This is a genomic window from Bowmanella yangjiangensis (assembly GCF_017255015.1).
GTDB classification, from domain to species: Bacteria; Pseudomonadota; Gammaproteobacteria; order Enterobacterales; family Alteromonadaceae; genus Bowmanella; species Bowmanella yangjiangensis.
This window is the reverse complement of sequence record NZ_JAFKCS010000002.1, coordinates 137,357-155,533: the sequence shown is the minus strand read 5'-3', so window position 1 is coordinate 155,533 and position 18,177 is coordinate 137,357. Positions and strand designations below refer to the sequence as shown.

Annotated in this window: 15 protein-coding genes and 1 tRNA gene; 7 read left to right on the top strand and 9 right to left on the bottom strand. The window is 47.5% G+C overall.

Annotated elements, in window-relative coordinates:
* Positions 1 to 11: 11 nt before the first annotated feature.
* The 5 genes from J0A65_RS03115 to J0A65_RS03095 form a co-directional block, all read right to left on the bottom strand.
* Positions 12 to 698, bottom strand: coding sequence for a flagellar hook assembly protein FlgD (locus J0A65_RS03115; protein ID WP_206592664.1), 687 nt, complete (start codon positions 696 to 698; stop codon positions 12 to 14).
* Between the two features lie 17 nt (positions 699 to 715).
* The gene (gene flgC, locus J0A65_RS03110; protein WP_206592663.1) at positions 716 to 1,138 is read right to left on the bottom strand and encodes a flagellar basal body rod protein FlgC; all 423 of its coding nucleotides are present in this window, start codon (positions 1,136 to 1,138) and stop codon (positions 716 to 718) included.
* Complete coding sequence (flgB, locus tag J0A65_RS03105) at positions 1,138 to 1,539, bottom strand: flagellar basal body rod protein FlgB (protein WP_206592662.1); 402 nt, start codon at positions 1,537 to 1,539, stop codon at positions 1,138 to 1,140. Before flgB ends, flgC begins: the two co-directional genes overlap by 1 nt.
* A gap of 102 nt (positions 1,540 to 1,641) precedes the next feature.
* Entirely contained in the window at positions 1,642 to 2,475 is an 834-nt protein-coding gene (locus tag J0A65_RS03100) for a CheR family methyltransferase (RefSeq protein WP_416135293.1), read from the bottom strand.
* Positions 2,476 to 2,489: 14 nt separating this feature from the next.
* Positions 2,490 to 3,413 (bottom strand): chemotaxis protein CheV, encoded by a 924-nt coding sequence (locus J0A65_RS03095; RefSeq protein WP_206592661.1) that lies wholly within the window; start codon positions 3,411 to 3,413, stop codon positions 2,490 to 2,492.
* A gap of 312 nt (positions 3,414 to 3,725) precedes the next feature.
* Here J0A65_RS03095 and flgA point away from each other — a divergent pair, with 312 nt between their 5' ends.
* From flgA to flgN, 3 genes are all read left to right on the top strand, one after another.
* The gene (gene flgA, locus J0A65_RS03090; protein ID WP_206592660.1) at positions 3,726 to 4,421 is read left to right on the top strand and encodes a flagellar basal body P-ring formation chaperone FlgA; all 696 of its coding nucleotides are present in this window, start codon (positions 3,726 to 3,728) and stop codon (positions 4,419 to 4,421) included.
* A gap of 157 nt (positions 4,422 to 4,578) precedes the next feature.
* Positions 4,579 to 4,911, top strand: a complete 333-nt coding sequence (flgM, locus tag J0A65_RS03085; protein ID WP_206592659.1) for a flagellar biosynthesis anti-sigma factor FlgM — start codon at positions 4,579 to 4,581, stop codon at positions 4,909 to 4,911.
* On the top strand, positions 4,912 to 5,331 hold the full coding sequence (gene flgN / locus J0A65_RS03080) for a flagellar export chaperone FlgN (protein WP_206592658.1): 420 nt from the start codon (positions 4,912 to 4,914) through the stop codon (positions 5,329 to 5,331).
* Positions 5,332 to 5,380: 49 nt separating this feature from the next.
* Here the strand turns inward: flgN and J0A65_RS03075 are convergent, their stop codons facing one another.
* Positions 5,381 to 5,836, bottom strand: a complete 456-nt coding sequence (locus tag J0A65_RS03075) for an LPP20 family lipoprotein (RefSeq protein ID WP_206592657.1) — start codon at positions 5,834 to 5,836, stop codon at positions 5,381 to 5,383.
* A gap of 160 nt (positions 5,837 to 5,996) precedes the next feature.
* Here J0A65_RS03075 and J0A65_RS03070 point away from each other — a divergent pair, with 160 nt between their 5' ends.
* The 4 genes from J0A65_RS03070 (at position 5,997) to J0A65_RS03055 (ending at position 11,060) form a co-directional block, all read left to right on the top strand.
* Entirely contained in the window at positions 5,997 to 7,133 is a 1,137-nt protein-coding gene (locus tag J0A65_RS03070) for a flagella assembly protein FlgT (protein WP_206592656.1), read from the top strand.
* Positions 7,134 to 7,199: 66 nt separating this feature from the next.
* Positions 7,200 to 7,274 (top strand) — tRNA-Arg (locus tag J0A65_RS03065).
* Positions 7,275 to 7,479: 205 nt separating this feature from the next.
* Positions 7,480 to 10,260, top strand: coding sequence for a TonB-dependent receptor domain-containing protein (locus J0A65_RS03060; protein ID WP_206592655.1), 2,781 nt, complete (start codon positions 7,480 to 7,482; stop codon positions 10,258 to 10,260).
* A gap of 125 nt (positions 10,261 to 10,385) precedes the next feature.
* On the top strand, positions 10,386 to 11,060 hold the full coding sequence (locus tag J0A65_RS03055; protein ID WP_206592654.1) for an N-acetylmuramoyl-L-alanine amidase: 675 nt from the start codon (positions 10,386 to 10,388) through the stop codon (positions 11,058 to 11,060).
* A 103-nt stretch (positions 11,061 to 11,163) separates the two neighbouring features.
* On the opposite strand, the gene J0A65_RS03050 is transcribed toward J0A65_RS03055, so the two are convergent.
* The 3 genes from J0A65_RS03050 to J0A65_RS03040 form a co-directional block, all read right to left on the bottom strand.
* A complete protein-coding gene (locus tag J0A65_RS03050) occupies positions 11,164 to 13,347 on the bottom strand; it encodes a carbohydrate-binding protein (RefSeq protein WP_206592653.1) in 2,184 nt (727 codons plus the stop codon).
* Between the two features lie 549 nt (positions 13,348 to 13,896).
* Positions 13,897 to 16,461, bottom strand: coding sequence for a TonB-dependent receptor (locus J0A65_RS03045; RefSeq protein ID WP_206592652.1), 2,565 nt, complete (start codon positions 16,459 to 16,461; stop codon positions 13,897 to 13,899).
* Between the two features lie 110 nt (positions 16,462 to 16,571).
* Positions 16,572 to 18,170 carry a glycoside hydrolase family 3 protein gene (locus J0A65_RS03040; protein ID WP_206592651.1) on the bottom strand — a complete coding sequence of 533 codons (1,599 nt, stop codon included), beginning with the start codon at positions 18,168 to 18,170 and terminating at the stop codon, positions 16,572 to 16,574.
* Positions 18,171 to 18,177: the final 7 nt, after the last annotated feature.

Genomic DNA, 18,177 nt, shown 5'->3' with positions numbered 1-18,177 from the left:
GTTCTCTCCTATCAACTGCCAATCTGCAGCACATCAGAAAGCTTGACGCTCTCTTCGCCGGCCAGATTGAGAATGACACCCTGGGTACTGGACGCCAGGCTGACGCTATTTACATGACGGTTAATGGCAGTAGGTAAATCAATACGCTGCTCCCCCACCTTAGCGGTAGCGGTAATCGTATAGTTGCCGGGTGGCAATGGATTGCCGCTGTTGTCTGTACCGTCCCAATTAAACTCTATGTTGCCTGCCGCGTTAGATCCGAGGCTCATGGTTCTGACAGTCTGGCCACTTTTATCTTCGATGGTGATCTTCATTTCATGAGCGGCTTCTTCATTGATGATGACCCCAGAGAGTTCTGCACCCTCGGCATCTGTCAACGTGCCTTTATCGCCAATCACCAAGACCTGCTGCCCAATCAAACCTGACGCTGCTAGCGCCTGACTGGAGTTCATGTTGGCGGCAAACCCTTCAAAACTGCTTTGCAACTTACTTAAGCTGTCGGCCATAGTGAAACTGGTCATCTGCGCGATCATTTGATCGTTGTCTACTGGCTTCGTTGGGTCCTGCTGGGCAAGCTGCTCGGTCAGCAAAGCAAAGAAATCTTCCTGCTTTAACTGCCCATTGGTGTTTTCTGGCGCTTTAGTTTCCTGAGGCCAATAAAGGTCACGAATATCACTATTGTTAACTGAATCTGTCATCTGTTAATCCTCAGCCCTTATTGCCCTTGACCAAGCTGCAGTACCCTGCGGAAAATACGCTTAGTGGTATCAGCAACTTGAACATTGGTTTCATAAGCCTTAGAAGCGGACATCATGTCAGCCATTTCTTCCACCACATTGACATTTGGCTTATAGATGTAGCCATCCTTGTCAGCCATTGGATGGCCTGGGTTGTATTCCATTTGCAATGGTCGGTCGCTCTCTACAATACCGAGAACTTTAACGCCGGTACCAGCGGTTTGGTCATCAATGGCTCTTTGCATTTCTGCGGCAAACACGGGCTTTCTGGCCCGATAAGTTTCATCAATGCTGCTGCTGACACTGTTGGCATTGGCAATGTTGCTGGCGGTCGTATTTAAACGTACTGACTCTGCACTCATGCCAGTGGTAGCAATGTTCATGACATTAAACAGACTCATCAGCCTTGTCCTCCACTAAGGGCTTTCTTCATCCCTTTAAATTTACCGTTAAGAAACTCGATGCCAGCCTGATAACGCATGCCGGTATCTAAGAAGCTATTACGCTCAACCTGCACATCAACGGTATTGCCGTCGCCGGTATCTGGTTGATTTGGTACCCTGAACATTTGTTCGCCGGGATTTCTGATTTCCACAGCAAAATGTTTCTCGTGAGTACGGGATAGACTGGATGAACGCTCGGCCTGAGCCGTTTGCATAGCCGATTTAAAATCAATATCGCGGGCTTTGTAACCGGGCGTGTTGGCATTAGCCAGGTTTCCGGAAATAACTTCCATGCGTTCATCTCGCACTTGCAAAGCGCGATGATGCAAACCGACTAATCTATCTAAGCTGATTGCCACCTGTTTCTCCTAAGCACGAAGCTTGTGTTAGGAAAAACTTAGCAATACACGTGCCAGTTCAATGGTGTCATCAAACCGGCAGTGTTGAATCTTGCAGAAAGGTTATTGTTTTTTAAGGTAATACAGGCCTGGATTACAACGCACCATGCTGAACGCATCGGACAATCCAGACATAGATTCGGAGGCACCGAGGAACAAAATTCCTTCTTTGTTCAGGCCTGCGGCAATTTGTTGCAGTATCTGTGTTTTGATCTGTGCTGAAAAGTAAATCAGCACGTTGCGGCAAAACACAATATCGAACTTGCCTAACGAGCTGTAAGATTCCAACAGATTAATCGGCCGAAACGAAACCATATTCGTGACTTGCGACCGTAAGCGCATCGTACCGTTTGCCGTGGGTTCGAAAAACTGACGTTTACGCTCATCAGATAAACCTCGGGACAATGACAGATTGTCATACTCAGCAGTTTTACAGCGGTTAAGCATATCTGACGAGATATCCGTTCCTACAATCTGCACACCGCCGGGGAAAGCACCGGGACTACGTTGCAGAAACTCCAGAATGCTCATCGCTATGGAATAAGGCTCCTGGCCGGATGAACAGGCCGCAGACCATATACGCAGAGGACCCGCTTTACCTTTAAACTTCTGTAACAACTCATTTTTCAGTAATTCAAAGGGGTAAGTATCGCGGAACCATAAAGTTTCATTGGTGGTCATGGCGTCGATTACCGCTTCACGCAGTGTTCGGTCGCGACCATTCACAACATTACCAATCAACTGAGGAAGATTCGCAATATTGAAACGACGTAACAAGGGCGACAATCTGCTACGCACTAAATACTGTTTATTGTCGCCTAAAACGATGCCACATTGGCGCTCCAGATAATCCCGGAACATGGCATAGTCTTGGATTCCTATCTCTTTATCAGGCACAAATTAATCTCTAATTATTCAAGACCTAACCATTTCTTGACCGAGTTGGCCAATTCGTCTGGATGGAACTTAGCGATAAAATCGTCTGCTCCAACCTTCTTTACCATTGCCTGATTAAATACCCCACTCAGTGAGGTATGCAGAATCACATGAAGGTCTTTCAGCTCGGGGGAGTTTTTGATTTCTGCAGTCAAAGTGTAGCCATCCATTTCTGGCATCTCAATATCTGACACCAAGACGCCTACACGATCAGTCACGTTGCCAGTATCTTCGGCCAGCTCACGCAAACGAATCAAAGCCTCCATGCCATTTTTGGCCGTTTCAATTTTCAGCCCTAAGCTTGTCAATGCTTTTACTACCTGATTACGTGCGACAGAGGAGTCGTCGGCAACAAAAATAAGCTTATCCTGAACCGCGGATACATCCAATCCGGCAATCACCTCCGCGCTAACATCGGTTTTCAGCGGCGAAATTTCGTTGAGTATTTTCTCAACATCCAGAATTTCAACCAGCTCGTTGTCAACTTCGGTGACTGCCGTCAAATAACTGGCGCGCCCCGCCCCTTTGGGCGGCGGCAAAATAGAATCCCAGTTGATATTGATGATCCGCTCAACGGAATTCACCAGGAATCCCTGCACCGACCTGTTGTATTCAGCAATGATAATAAAGCACTTGCTAATGTCTTCGATAGGTTTACCGCCGGTGGCTAAGCTTAAGTCAATCACTGAAATAGTTTGCCCACGAATGTGCGCAACACCACGCACAAACTTGTTAAGCTTTGGCATAGCCGTCAAGGGAGGACACTGCAAAACTTCCCGTACCTTGAACACATTGATACCAAATCGCTGTCGCCCACGTAACTTAAATAGCAGCAGCTCCAGCCTGTTTTGCCCAACCAGTTGTGTACGCTGGTTTACCGAATCTAAGATTCCCGCCATAAAACACCTCAGTGATGAATCAATTCAGGCACAATACTTGCGATAAGTCATTCAATTGCGCATAGGTTGCCTTACAAGGCTCGAATTAGGCCTTTAGCCGACTGATTTTTGACATGCCGAGGTGTTTTCATCCCCAGCAAGTTGTCATCAACCCTTCGGCTTAAAAACCTGCGTATATATTGCTTCCGTCAATAAGCTTAACGGGTAGCGGACACACATACGGTTTCAATGCCCAGACCCTATGTTACTAGAATTTGTCTTTAAGCATAGCCAAAGTGGCCTGAAGTAAACATGATTAATTCAGCTAGAGTTATGAGAATATTGATTTTTTTGCTACTAACCCTAAAAAGTGTCGGCGTTTTAGCCGAAGCGCCGACTATTGCATCACCACATCAGCAAGTCAGCGACACGGCCAGACAATATGTTCTGGAACGTCTTACTCTGTTAAGTCCTGATGCCAGTCAATTGGATGTGGAAGCTGCGACTGTAGATGAACGCTTACAAATCCCTCAGTGTGATGAACCTTTTATAGCTCAGGCTAGCGAAAATAGTCTGTCTCAGTCTAATGTCACAGTCCGCGTAAGTTGTGTCTCATCTAACTGGTTTTTATATGTGATGGTTAAAGTTCGCCAAACCCAAGCTGTTGTGGTGACCAAAGTGCCGGTTTCCCCCGGCACATTGCTGGACGAATCTCAGCTTGAAGTCATTCAGATGGAACTTGGCCAGTTGCACAGCAGTACGTTTGCCAATATTAGTGATCTCGCAGGTGCCCGAAGCAAACGCCGCTTGCGCGCTGGACAGCCACTTGAACCCTCGCAGCTATGCTATGTCTGTAAGGGAGATAGCATAGTGATCAGAGCCAATGCCGCAGGGTTGCAGATTAAAACCTCGGGTATAGCTCTACAGGATGGTAACGTCGGCGATACCATACTAATTAAAAATCGCGCCTCCGAGAAACAAATTAACGCCCGCGTTCTTAGTGCGGGGGAAGTTGCAGTGGGAATTTAGTCATGTATCATGCTGTTTGGCTCAAATTTTCAGCAACTGTGTCGATAAACAATTGGCAACTGTTCCCAACAGGTGAGCCGGTTGAAATAATTTGCTAAAGTAACCCTAGCATCTGCCGATAACGTAAGCAGAGGTTTATCAGGTAGTGGATGTGAGCATGTCGATTAACAATATCAATGGTAATTTGAACAAGCCGCAGGTAGACAGCCAAAAGCTCAATCAACAGCAGCAGGCGCAAAACCAAGCGGCCGCCCAGGCGAGTGAAGCCAAGGCACAAACAACGGCTCCCAGGCAGGATTCCGTGTCTTTGACACAATCTGCTCAGCAGTTGGCACAGGTGCAGAAGAAAGGTAATGACGCGCCGGTTAATCAGGAAAAAGTGGATCGCCTGAAGCGTGCCATTCAGTCTGGTGAGTACAAAGTGAATCCTGAAGTATTGGCACAAAAAATTGCCAAGTTGGAATCCGAGCTGTTTGGGATCAAGTCCTAAGTGTCTACGCAGAGAAGTCTTGAGCTATTAAATCAGCAAAAGGACGCTCTGGCGCGCCTACTGCTTTTATTAGACACAGAGTTACAACAGATCAGCAGCCGCGATGCTGAAGCCTTAATTAGCTTAGTTAAAGAAAAAGAAGTTTTGTTGGAGCAAATTCAACAGCAGGATGAGCAACTTTCAACCCTACTACCAAGCGAACTAACCGAACAGCAAACCACCCTCAAAGAACAGATTATTGACCTGGTCAAAGACTGCCAATACCGAACGCAAATTAACGCTACCGCCGTGGAACAAGGTCAACTTCGCCTTGAACACTTGCGTAATCTGATAGTTGAATCTCGCGCTAAAGAAAGCCTGACCTATGACAAAGCAGGCAAAAAGCATTCAGGCAGTCGGGGCAGCGGTATTAGCGCCTAGGCAAATTACTTGGCGACTTAACCAGCGCGTCATTTAACCCCAACAAGCCTCAGTAATATTTCACCTCTTTAATACGCTTTGGTTTAGCCACACTAAGATAGATATCATGCACCTTGCGCATATCAAGTTCTAACTCAGTGGCATAGGTATCTTCATCCACCGCGTAGCTTTTAATTACTCTGGCGCCACGAATTACTCCATCCACCGAAGAGCGCAACTGTGCGTTTTCCAATACCAGATTAGACAAATTCTGCTGACCGGACAAACGCTGACCATAGACCTGCTCCGCCAATTCACGATAGGCATCGAGCTTAGACGCTTTGATGGCCTGCAACATTTTGACGGTGTCTGAACTACCTTGTTGCGCGGCAATGGGCGCGTAGCCAACTGCTTTTAACAGGGGATAACTTTCGGGCTCAATATACTCCCATTCAACTTGCTTATCATAAAATGTAGAACACCCCGTCAACATCCCCAGCAACAGGCAATATCCCAGAACTCGCATATAGTCACCTCTAACGAAAAAGCAGTGAAGGGCTGCTCCCTATATATGTGCAATAGATAAAGCAAAATACGTACCGCATTCTAGGCGTCAAAGTTTTGCTGTAATAAAACGGTACGTTTTGTGCTTAACCACTTGGCATTTAGCTTATAAGGGTAGTCCTGTGAAACGGTTTTTCGTGCTGATATCAATATTGCTAAGCCCTGCTAGTCAGGCGATTTGGTTTGAAGCCACTGGTCAGGCTGTGATTGTGCAGGGCGATAAGCAGCAGGCCAGACAATTGGCCACTCAGGAAGCAATCAAGCAAGCCTTGATGTTCGCTGGCGCCAGAGTGAGTTCAGTACAAAAGCTGGCCAATGGTTTGTTGCAAGATGACCGTTTCGAAATCCGTGCTGGTGGAGAGGTGGATAGGGTTGAGCTTGTCAACGAGGTTTATCAGGACGATATCGTCACCGTATCGATTCGCGCCGATATTTTCCCAGAAGAAGCGCAATGTTCAGGTGCCGACTATCGTAAAAGTCTGGTGACCAGTTGGTTCCCTATCAAAGATAAGCGCCAAGCCACCTTAGGTGAGGTATTTGACTTAGGCAAAGCCTTACCTAAACAGCTGAGTCGTGCCTTTTCATTATCGAGCCGACATGTACAAGTCGATGCCATACAGAATTTTTATCTGACACCAGATCTCCATCCAGCGGCTCAGGCCATGGGACTGACCAAGCGCAGTGGCGGACAATTGGCACTTCTGGCAGAAATCACCGATCTTAGCCATCAGCAGAACACGCCAGGCGCACTCACGTTTTGGCGTGACACGACCATTGAGCGGCAATTTGCTCTACAGGTAACCTTGGTGGAAGGGATGACAGGGGAAGTATTAATGCAAGAGCAATTCCATACCAGCGCCCCCTGGCAATTTAGTCTTCACGACAGCATTCAACCTGAGAGTCAGCAATTTTGGCAGTCCAGCTATGGTATGGCAGTAAGTGACCTGCTTACGTCAGTCGCCCAACGTGTAGATGAGGAAGTATCTTGCCTGCCAGCCAACGGCAGAGTGCTGAAAGTCAGCAATGAACAACTCACCATTAATATGGGTCAGCATCAAGGCGTGAACCGCGGAGATAAGCTACGTGTATTTAAGCTCAATCAATTTATGGACCCCCTTGGCCACCCACACTATCAATATTTTCTGCATCCGGTGGAAGTGATAGTCACACAAGTACAGCAAGATTACGCCTTACTGGAGTCGGCTAATGGCGCACCACTGGCCAATATTCAGCCAAACGATTTTGTATCCAAGCGCTAAGGGTTTTCTTCACCGCAACCATAGGTAATAATGCCCAGCCTGAGCGTTGCGGTTTCCTACGCTTTAGTCCCCATAGTTTAATGGATAAAACGAGCCCCTCCTAAGGGCTAGATCTAGGTTCGATTCCTGGTGGGGACGCCACATTTCACTGCACTTCAAACACTTAGCAAGGCATTACTGCAACATCGCAGGTCCTGGCATGCATTAGTCAAAACTATAGATTGAGTAAAAAGTCAACAGTTTTACCTATAACAATCCTTTCGCCCACAAGAATCATTTATTCATTGAAATATTTCTGTCAAAAATAAAATATTTTACAAATCTGTTAACAATAGGATTTGTATAAATGAAACAGTTTTCGACGTCTCCCCTACCCCTTTATCTGGCCATCAGTGCCATTTTGTCAGCGTCACCAGCAGCTTACGCATCAGAAGAGCCAGCGAAGAGCATTGAGCGGATAGCCGTAACTGGTTCATTGATCAAGCGAGCTGACCTGGAAGAAAGCATGCCGGTCACGGTCTTTGACAAAACGCTGATTGAGAATTCTGGCGCACAAAACATGATTGATGTTGCCAACAATCTCACCATTAACTCGGGCTCTTTGTTTACCAACGAAAACGCGCAACTTGCCGGTACTTCGCAATTTAATATTCGCGGCTTGGGCCCAGGCTCCACCCTAACCCTGATAAACGGTCGTCGCGCTGGCATTGCGCCGGTGGCAACTACTTTAGGTAACCAGTTTTTTGATATTAACCAGTTGCCTCTGGCGATGATTGAGCGCATCGAATTTCTAACCGACGGCGCCTCTTCCACTTATGGCTCCCAAGCTGTTGCTGGCGTTGCCAACATTATTACCCGTCAAGGCTTTGAGGGTTTGGAAGTGTCAGGTCGCTACCAGGATGCCGTTAACGATGCCTATGACATCAACCTGGTCACAGGGGCTGCTAATGAGCGCGGCCAATTTAATCTGTATGCCACACTAACAGGACAGACTCGCAGCTATCGCTCCGATTTCGATTTCATCAATGAACGGGTTGGCGGTAATGGCAATATTTATGATTCCAAATTTTTGTCGTCAACCGGTTCTCCGGGGTCTTACCAGCTAGCACAAACCGATGCAAACGGCGTAATTACTCCCACCGGATCAGTGATTGCCGATCCCGACTGTGAGGCCGCAGGTGGGGTATTGCAGGGTGGCGTATGTAAAACCAGCTTTATTGATCAATTGGCAATATTACCCGCCGAAAACCGCTTTCAGGTTTTCAGTGAGTTTGCTTACGACGTGACCGACTCTGTTAAGGCTTATGGTGAATTCAGTTTCTCCCGCAATAAAGTCAAAGCCATATTAGGCGCTCCGTTTTACTCAAACGGCCTGGTCAAAGGCGGCAGTACTTTTGTGCCAGCTGACCACCCCTTTAACTTCTTTGTGTTGAACGAAGCCGGTGACGGTCTGACCTACATTGATCCGGCCAACTGGGACAATAATGTCCATCAGGCCATCGATGTTGTCGCTAAGTCTCGTCCTTTCGGCGTCTATACCACAGGGGATTCTTCAAGTGGCATCAACAATGCGCTGGATATCGACTTCGATTACTATCGTGCGGTAGCCGGTTTTGAAGCCGATATCAGCGAAACCTGGACGTTGAACACCTCCTACGTGTATGCCGTAGGCAAACGCACCGAGACCACTCATCTGGGAGTATCCAGCACGACCTTTAACGATGCGGTATTGGATGGTCTGTTTAATCCTTTTGGTACTGCCATTTCCAATCCAGGTTTAGTTTCACCTAAGGATGGTACTTCTGTGGCCGGCAACAGCGAAGAAGAACTGGCAGCCGTGCTACATTCATTTGTTGACGAGACCTACAGTGAACAGCAAGTCGTTGAAGCTATTGCCAGTGGCGACTTGTTCGAAATGGATGCAGGCACTGTTGGCTTGGCCATCGGTACTCAGTACCGTTATGAAGACTACCAGTACACGCCGGATAGCTTGTCTGCAAAAGGGCTGGGCTTTGGCTCCACCCCATCAGCCTCCATCGCCGGTGACACTAACGTATTTGCCGTATTTGCCGAATTGTTTGTCCCTGTACATGAAGATGTAGAAGTACAAACCGCACTGCGCTACGAAGATTATGATACGGCGGGCTCTACACTGGATCCTAAGATAGCGGTGAAGTGGAATATCAACGACCAATGGACCTTACGTAGCTCATTCGGTACCTCCTTCCAGGCACCAACTAACCTGCAAACCGGCGAAACATTAGGTGGCGCCTATATTGATGATCCTGTGTCTGTACAAAATGGCGTGCCGGTTTGTCATCCAACGGGTGTCAGCAACTACGTGTATATCACAACCAAGGGCAGCGACGCCCTTGAGCCAAGCAAAGCCAAGAGCTGGAATCTGGGGTTAGTTTATCAGCCGACCAAGAATCTGATGATGAAGGCCGACTTCTGGTCTTTTGATTACAGTGACCTGGTTGCTCAGGATTCCAGTGCCACGGGCATAGTAAATGCACAATGTGCAGGCGTTCCTCAAGGCGGCAAACCTAAAGATGATCCACGCATCAATCGTTCGGCGGAAGGTCAACTACGCGAGATTACCCTGAACTACATCAATACAGGCTCGGTTGAAACCAACGGCTTTGATTTCAGCGCCAACTACGACATGGATTTGGCGGAATATGGTGGATTAAACTTAGGATTTGATAGCACCTATGTGGCTACTTTTGATGTTGTCGCTATCGACGGTCAGCCAGCAATTGACGGCGCAGGCAGTTATAATAGCTCCAACGCCTTCAGCGCGATGCCACAAATAAGAGCTAACACTAGGGCCAGTTGGAAACTGAACAATCACGCGGTCAATGTATCAGTGCGCTACATTAGCAACTACGACAATGATCTGACCGCTGAGGAAAACGATAAAATTGGCGCTTTCACTTCAGTAGATCTCAAGTATTCCTACACCTTCGAGTCCAGCGCTGGTAGTACTTTGCTGAATTTAGGAGTGAATAACTTGTTTGATAAAGCACCTCCCAGCCTGGGCGATGGCGTACGTCCTGGATACGATGCGACAACTCATGACGTGCGAGGTCGCGTTCTGTATGCGGGCTTTACCCATACTTTTTAATTGAGACCTTCCGATAATCAAGGCGCATATTGGCAACAATATGCGCCTGTCTTATTGTGAATCCCGCTACGTCTCGCTTCTGGGGCAACAAGGACTTAATGTGTGTCCCACATCAGGAGAAATATATGAGAAAGTTACTACTTAGTTTGTGCGCAATCAGTTTGACAGCGTGCGTGCCACAAAAGCACGCCACAGACATCGAGATTGTGCAAAAGCCGATTATTTTTGATCAGCAACGTAAAGCGCTGACTTTGCAGTATATGCAAGAACGTTATGGTATCGAACAAGACGAACCGACCATTAATCCCACTATGGTGGTAGTACATTGGACGGTCATTCCAACGCTGGAAAAAACCTTCGACGCATTCAACCCAGCCGTATTGCCTTCACACCGGGACGGCATCAAAGCCGGGGGAGCCCTGAATGTATCCAGTCAATTTGTTATCGACAGAGACGGCACTATCTACCAATTTCTGCCAGAAACTACCATGGCACGCCACGTCATAGGCCTTAACTATACGGCGATTGGCATTGAAAATATTGCCGATGGCAAAACCTTGCCGATGACAGATGCCCAGTTAGACGCCAATGCTAAGCTTATCCAATACCTGGCGGCCAAATACCCTATCGACTATGTGATAGGACACAGCGAATATCAGCAGTTTAAAGGCACGGCATTGTGGAAAGAGAAGGACGATAACTACCTGACTCATAAGACAGATCCTGATCTTGCCTTTATGCATAAGCTGCGAGACAGACTGTCAGGTTTGAATCTCAAACCATTGCCACAAAGTAAATAAACCAGCCGGGACGAGAGGGCCAGTCCCGGCCGGTTTGACCTATCGTAAATTCATTCAAAGATGGAAAGTAGCACTGGAGGAACTTCCCCAGTGCCGACAAGCCTTAGCTACAAGGCCCGATGACTTTCCAGGGGTCGCCCGCGGTTGGCAGATTATTCTGCGACCACCACTTGGCCTCGTATATCACGCCGTTATAGGTAGCTTGCATTCCACCGGTATAAACAGCGCCCGGATCCCATGCAGCCGGACAAGTTGGCCCGGTGGTACCAACCTTGAACGTTACCACCAAGGAATGGGCGGCATTCAGGTTATTGAAGGTATAGCTTGAGGCTGCGGCAACAGCGACGCCATCCACGGTGATGGTATCGACGGTATAACCACTATCAGGCACAAAGGTCAGAGTGAAATTCTGCCCACCCTGTGCACTGATAACGCCGCCGACCGGAGCCGGGCTGATGCTACCGTTTCCCCCAGAAACACTGGCTGAAATATCAAAGTACACCGGATTATCTATGGTGATATCGCTGAAATTGCCAGATACACCGGAGAAGTTGGCAGCACTTAGATCTGAGACTAGGGTATTCTTGAGTATCAACTGCTTATTATTGCCGCCAGCCGCCGCAGGCGTCAGTGATAACACCGTGTCTGCGCCACTTTGTGTCAACTGCAATTGGCTGAAGCTATATTGGAATACGCCCAGGCTGATTTCCGTTTTGGCCGGGAAGAAGGTATCCACAGTAACCACCATATTCCATCCCCAGGTTTGCCACCCAAGCGATACAACGTAGCCCAGCCGATCAAAGCTGCCGGTCATATTGTCAAACATGCCAACATTTAAGTCAGCCAGACCCAATCCTGGCATCTCTACATAGCTGTAAATGCCTCCGTCTGCGGCCTGCACACCAACGAATAAGGAACCGTTGCTCTCATAGGCTTTAAGATGCTTAAAGCCTATGCCCGCCGTACCACGGATCTTATCTACTGCTGGATTGAAATTGTTTGCGACCTGTGTGCCGCTCCACGCCATGGTGTAAACCTTGGACTGCACAATGACGGCGGAGGTATTGGCATTCACTTGAGCCGCCGCAGCGCCTTTGAGCAACACAGATTGAGAAGAGAAGGACAGTAGCGCTCCGTCGGTGGTATCTGATACCACCAGATTTGATAAAGGTGCAGGATCAGCCCAATCACGCAAGACGATCAAATCTTCTCCCAGGGTAAAGTCATTCACCGTTACCGCCGAGCCAGACTGTTCATTAAGTAGCAGCGTATCCACGCCACCACCGGTAATCACTGTGTCATTACCCCAACCAGCTGACAGGGTTTCATCGTAGCTGGAACCTTGGATGGTTTCGGTAGCGGGTGTATCGAATAAGGTATTGAAACCACCAAACTTATGCACGTACTTGGTGATACAAGTACCCAATTCATCACAGGTAATCTGGTCGTTAGTCAGCAGCGCACCGGTTCCCCAGGCACCGCGTAGGTGAGCTGCTGCCAGTAAACCCGACATAGTGGCCTGCACTTGTATCGGATTACCGTTATCATCGGTATCCGGCCAGCTTTTCGCTAGCGCCTGGGCCCAGGTCATGTTGGCGTCTTCGAGTAGCTGGGACATAACGTTGTAATTAAAACGCATGGCATCGCGCATCACCAATTCCTGCTTCTCAGGAATACGTAAATCAGCAAAGGAGTTAATACCGTTTTTACCAATAAAAGTGCCTTCCCAGTTATTCAGGGAAGTAGCCACCACCTTGTTACCACCAGAGCCCACCACCTCGACCAAGGCTTCGGTCTGGCAACCAATCCAGTTGCTGTCATCCACGAAGATATAGAAACTGTCGTACTCAACACCATTAACCACTTTGGTCACCGGGCTGTAGTAACCGGTGTCAATAAGTAGCGCTTCACCTAACTGATAGCCCACAAAGCCCCAGGCATTTAGCGAGTTGTACTGCATATTGCGGTACATTTGTGCGTCATAAGGCGTTTGCGAATTGTAGTAGCCATCTACTCCTAATTTGGTGAAAAACTCACTGATAGTGGTTGGCTCCGGGATCATACTGCCTGTGGTACAGTCTCGCACCATCTTGCCCGGCGCTGATACTTGCGCGTAGGTATAAACAGGATTATTCAAATTCTGCAGATAGAAATCTGCCAGATTGGGGTTAATGCCTGATTCAAAGTTACGTAATGCATCCAGGAAGTCCTGAATGCCACCATTGTTGGCTTGTGCGCTGACAGATACCGCACAACAGGCGGCCAGCAAAGACAATCTCAATTTCATATCCGATCCTCTGGTTAGTGATGGTATGAGACCGACAGCTACTGCACCTCATCTCTTAAAACTGGGTGGGAACTCACCCGGCATTTTCAGGCCAGGAAACTCCCTGGCCACTACGAAATATGTGAAAGTAAAAATGGGTAATTCCATTAATTTCTTAGACTCTTTTCAGTGAGTCTTTTAAAAATAAAACCAAAGCTATTTCATCAAGCTTAATTAAAGTATGCGCTACCACTGCAATACCAAAGCCAGGGGAACATCCCATCAGCGCGACAGATAGGGCCGGTATACTGCACACTCCCTGAAACCATTGACGGGTATGACGCTCTGGCTTACGCTTCCCCGACTCCCATACTCTGGATATTGCGCCACTCTGCTGCTGTTGTGCTCATAGCATAAGCAGCCGAAAGAGATAACAATAAAGCCGATAAATAATTTCCGTATCTTTTCATCTTTAACCTCGTAAAACCGATTTTTTAAGAATAAGCACAATTAAATTCATGCATGCCAAAATTAAAAAGCACAGTCTGACAAGACTGTGCTTTTATTTATTTACATTTTATAGCTAGCGCCAATAAAGTAACGCGCACCAAATTGGTCAACTGAATGCATATATCCATAATCCGGACGGTATATTTGTCTTACTTCGTTAAACAAATTCACACCTTCCAGAGAAATATCAATCTGGTCTGTCACATGCCAGACTACGGATGCATCGACTGAATTAAAGGGTTCAGCAGTGCCAACTTGACCATTATAGTTTTGACGCCATTCATCGCGTGCGTTATAAGCTATTCGAGCACTTATGATGTCGTTTTCATAATAAGCTGAAAGGTTATAAGAATTCTCAGAAACGCCGTACAAAGGCCCTTTTCCTGTGTTGACGCTATTCAGCTCACTGTCTGTGTAGGTGTAGTTAGCAACGAAGCCAAATCCGTTGCCAAAATCCTGTTGATATTGCAATTCAATACCATTAACTTTGGCATCGCCTGCATTCCTATAGCGCGTTACCAGACATCCTTCACACCCTTGAATTGATTCTAGCTCTTCGGTCGTCTCAATATAATCACTAATATCTTTCTTAAAATATGTTGCACTAATAATTGATGACTCATTGAAATACCATTCCAATCCCAAGTCATATTGATTAGATTTGTATGGTTCAATATCAGGGTTACCAATGCTTGCGGTCTTTTGATGCACTTCAATCTTGCTGGCCATTTTCATTTGTTCATACTGTGGCCTTGAAACAGATTTACTGGCAGCAAAACGCAATAGCAAATCATCCTGAAGATCATAAACAAGGTTCAAACTTGGCAGAAAGTTCGTATAACTTGTATCTTGACTCAGGGTTAAATTATTGGAACTTACTTCAGTATCAACCCAACGAAAGCCGATATTCCCACGGTAGTTTTCACCTTCGAAATTACCCTTTACGTAAGCTGAAGTAATGTCTTCGTTAATAACAAAGTACTTATCAATTGACATGGCGCTTTTATTCGCTTCGCCATAAGCAAGTACCCTATCATCAATTACGGCAAAATCTGTCAGGGTGTCAGCACCTGATACTTCACTTAAAATGCCGGTAACCTTACCACCATTGAAATCATCCATATTGATTCCATCGGCCTCAGCTTTGGCAAGCAGCCCGTCGTGCATATTTTCTTGCCACGCACTGAATTTTTGTTCCTGGTATTTCACTCCAGATTCAATGCTGGTTAAACCGAAGGCATCTAAATGATATTTATGGTCCAGTTGATAGTAATCAATTTTATGGTCTCTCACGTTGTTCAGATAAGTGAACTCCATAAAGAGATTCATGGCATTGTGATCCAATAATACTTCGGGATGATCAGGTTTGAACTTATGCACATCCCGAATATCCCAACTGACACCAGCCCTATCTTTATTTACCGTGTCAGCGAACCATACACTGGATTGTTTACCTCGGGATTTGGCTTTTGAACGCCCGATCACACCGGACAGCTCCCAATTTTCAGCCTCATAGTCCATGGTCAGGTTAATTACATCCGACACCATATTCGGCGTTCTAACAACGGTATTGTTGAATAAAGGCACAGAATAACCATCAAGATCTCGGGTTCTGCTGTGGGCAGCAACCAATACCCCCTGGTCGTTATAAACTTCGCTATCCGCATCAATAATGCCGTTAACGTGCATAAAATTGAAAATAGCGGTATTGACGTGTGGGTTATCTAGTTCAAATCGGTTGTAGTCAGCGGAGAAAAGTAATTTGTCTGTTGCCTGAAACTGCAGGGACACTTGTGAGCTGGTTCTTTCGCGCTTCTCATCAAACAGAATGCTGGCAAAACCAAGTGGTACGGTTGGATGATCCCCTTCGGTATTTGGGACTTCAGGAAGATTGCCGCCAGTCCATGGTATGGCACCACCAAAAGTACTCTGGGTTTCCCTTGCTACATTGTTTTTCTCAATAGAATGCGCAACCAGGACGCCAAATCGCTCATCGTCATCTTTCCAACTAATCAGACCGGAAAGGCTGGGTTCCCAACCATCTGTGTTGGTATTGTGACTGGCTTCTACTGAACCAAACACAGTAAACGCATTCATCTCTAAAGGCTTGCGGGTCTTCAGATTGATAGTGCCGCCCATCGCGCCTTCGTTAACCTGCGCTTCAGTTGACTTATATACATCCATTCCTGAAATTTGCTCGGCTGAAACCATTTCAAAGTTAAAACTACGGGTGAAAGGATCGTTATCAAACCAACCGACGGTCGCCACATTTTGCCCATTAAGCAGCAATAAACTGTGTTCGGGCGCTGTACCACGGATATTAACGCCGTCGACTTCTCCATAAGTTCTTGAAACCGTGACACCTGGAATACGTTGCAAGGCATCACCGATATTTTTGTCAGGGAAATCGCCGATGTCTTCAGCCGACACGCTGTCCAAAACAGAATCGGACATACGTTTGGTAGCTAGCGCCTGGGTAAGGCTTCCGCGAATTCCGCGGACTTGAATAACTTCGGTATTGTCAGCCCCCTGAGCGCCAGCAGCGGCAGTTTCCTGGGCGGTAACGGGTAAGGCGCAACAGCCGGCCAGAATGGCCAGAGTCAAGCGGCTAAGTGATCTGTTCATGTTCCCTTTCCTCTCGTAGTAATTGCTATCTGGTGTTGAAAGATATGTCATTCAATTTTACTTATTATTTATCCATCATTTAGACTAATGTCAACTCTTTGTTAAAAAAGTTAATGATGGGTTATTAAAAACTCAGCCAGGGCCTGGGCTGACACCCAGCGACTTGAGTAAGTGCAGATACAACTTTGCACATCAGAGAAATGGCGGAGCGGGTAATCCGGACCTAACAACAACAAATGCAGGTTGTCCGGATACAGCGTGATTAACTGAGTCAGTCTCTGTCTTTGCTCAGGGTCAAAATCTTCACCTGGTAAGGGGTAATCTTCCCAAACGGCAAAAATAGGCTTGTCGGCGAAGCGTCCGTCAGGGGCATGCAAAAATGCCTGAAACTGCGTGAAACTCACCGGAATCAACTGATTTGGTCGTTTAGCTTGCAGCGCACTATACAACTCAGTGCTGGCTGCACGGGGATCATTGGGACCAATCCCACGGCTGTTCACCAACAGCTCCTGGTTGGCAGGGTCTGCCAATGGAATAAAGTAGCAAGGCTGGTGCGGCGGTGGCAGTGGGGTTTGGGCACGAAGCTGCCTGATGGCCTTCTGTGCGGCCAGCAAAGACAAGGCTGCGTCCTGTTCTTGCCCAATAGCAGCAGGAGGTTTTTGCAGCTTCTGATAGCGCAATGTCAGTGCGTCACCCAGGCGGCTGTTTAGTACAGACTCGCTCAGTCGGCCCGTTTTAAACGCTGCAACCACCCCATCCAAAGTCGCTTGCTGTATGGCCTTATAGTCAGTTGTCTGATTCTCGTAGTGCTCTTCTGACAACATAATTAGGTGTGCTCCAGCCTCCAGAGCCATCAGAACCGCTTCCACCGGATCGTATTGGCGACGCATCGCCCACATATTCATACTGTCGGTAATAATGATGCCATTGAAGCCCATTTGCTGTTTTAGCAAATCCGTGAGAATAGCACTCGACAAGGTAGCAGGCTTAGCCGCATCCAGCTGGGGGAAGCGGATATGGCTGGTCATGACCAAATCGACACCGCTGTCCACTGCGGCCTGAAAAGGCGCGAGATCCTCATTTATTAAGTGTTCTAGCGGCTTATCCACCACTGGTAAGGTTTGATGGCTGTCTTCGGCGGTATCACCGTGACCGGGAAAATGTTTGGCACAGGCCAGTACACCGCCTTGATGCAGCCCCTTAACCGCCGCTTTGACCTGAAGGCTTACGGCCTCAGGCCGCTCACCAAAGCTGCGCTGACCAATAATAGGATTATCCGGGTTAGCATTAACGTCTGCGCAAGGACCCAGAATACAGTTATAGCCGAGGGCCCCTATTTGCCGGGCGAACATCTGATAGACCTCACGGGTCAGGGTGTCGTCATCAGCTTTGCCCAAAGCCAGATTACCTGGTCCAAGATCCAGGTACTTAGTCAAAATACCCCAGGCACCTTCCTGATCCACTGCCAGCAATAAGGGCGCATCACAAGTACGAAGACTGGCCACATGTTGCAGATGACTGGCTAATGCGCTTGCCTGCTCCAGCGTGGCAGCATTATCGTCGGTGAGATAGAAGCCCCCCACATGGCGCTCTCTGACCAGATAGCTGGCATAGTCTTTATCCTGGCCGGCGAAAGCCAGTACAAAGAGTTGCCCGACTTTTTCCTCCAAGCTCATGGCGTCGATAAGCTGTTTGATATTACGCTGCATATCCTTT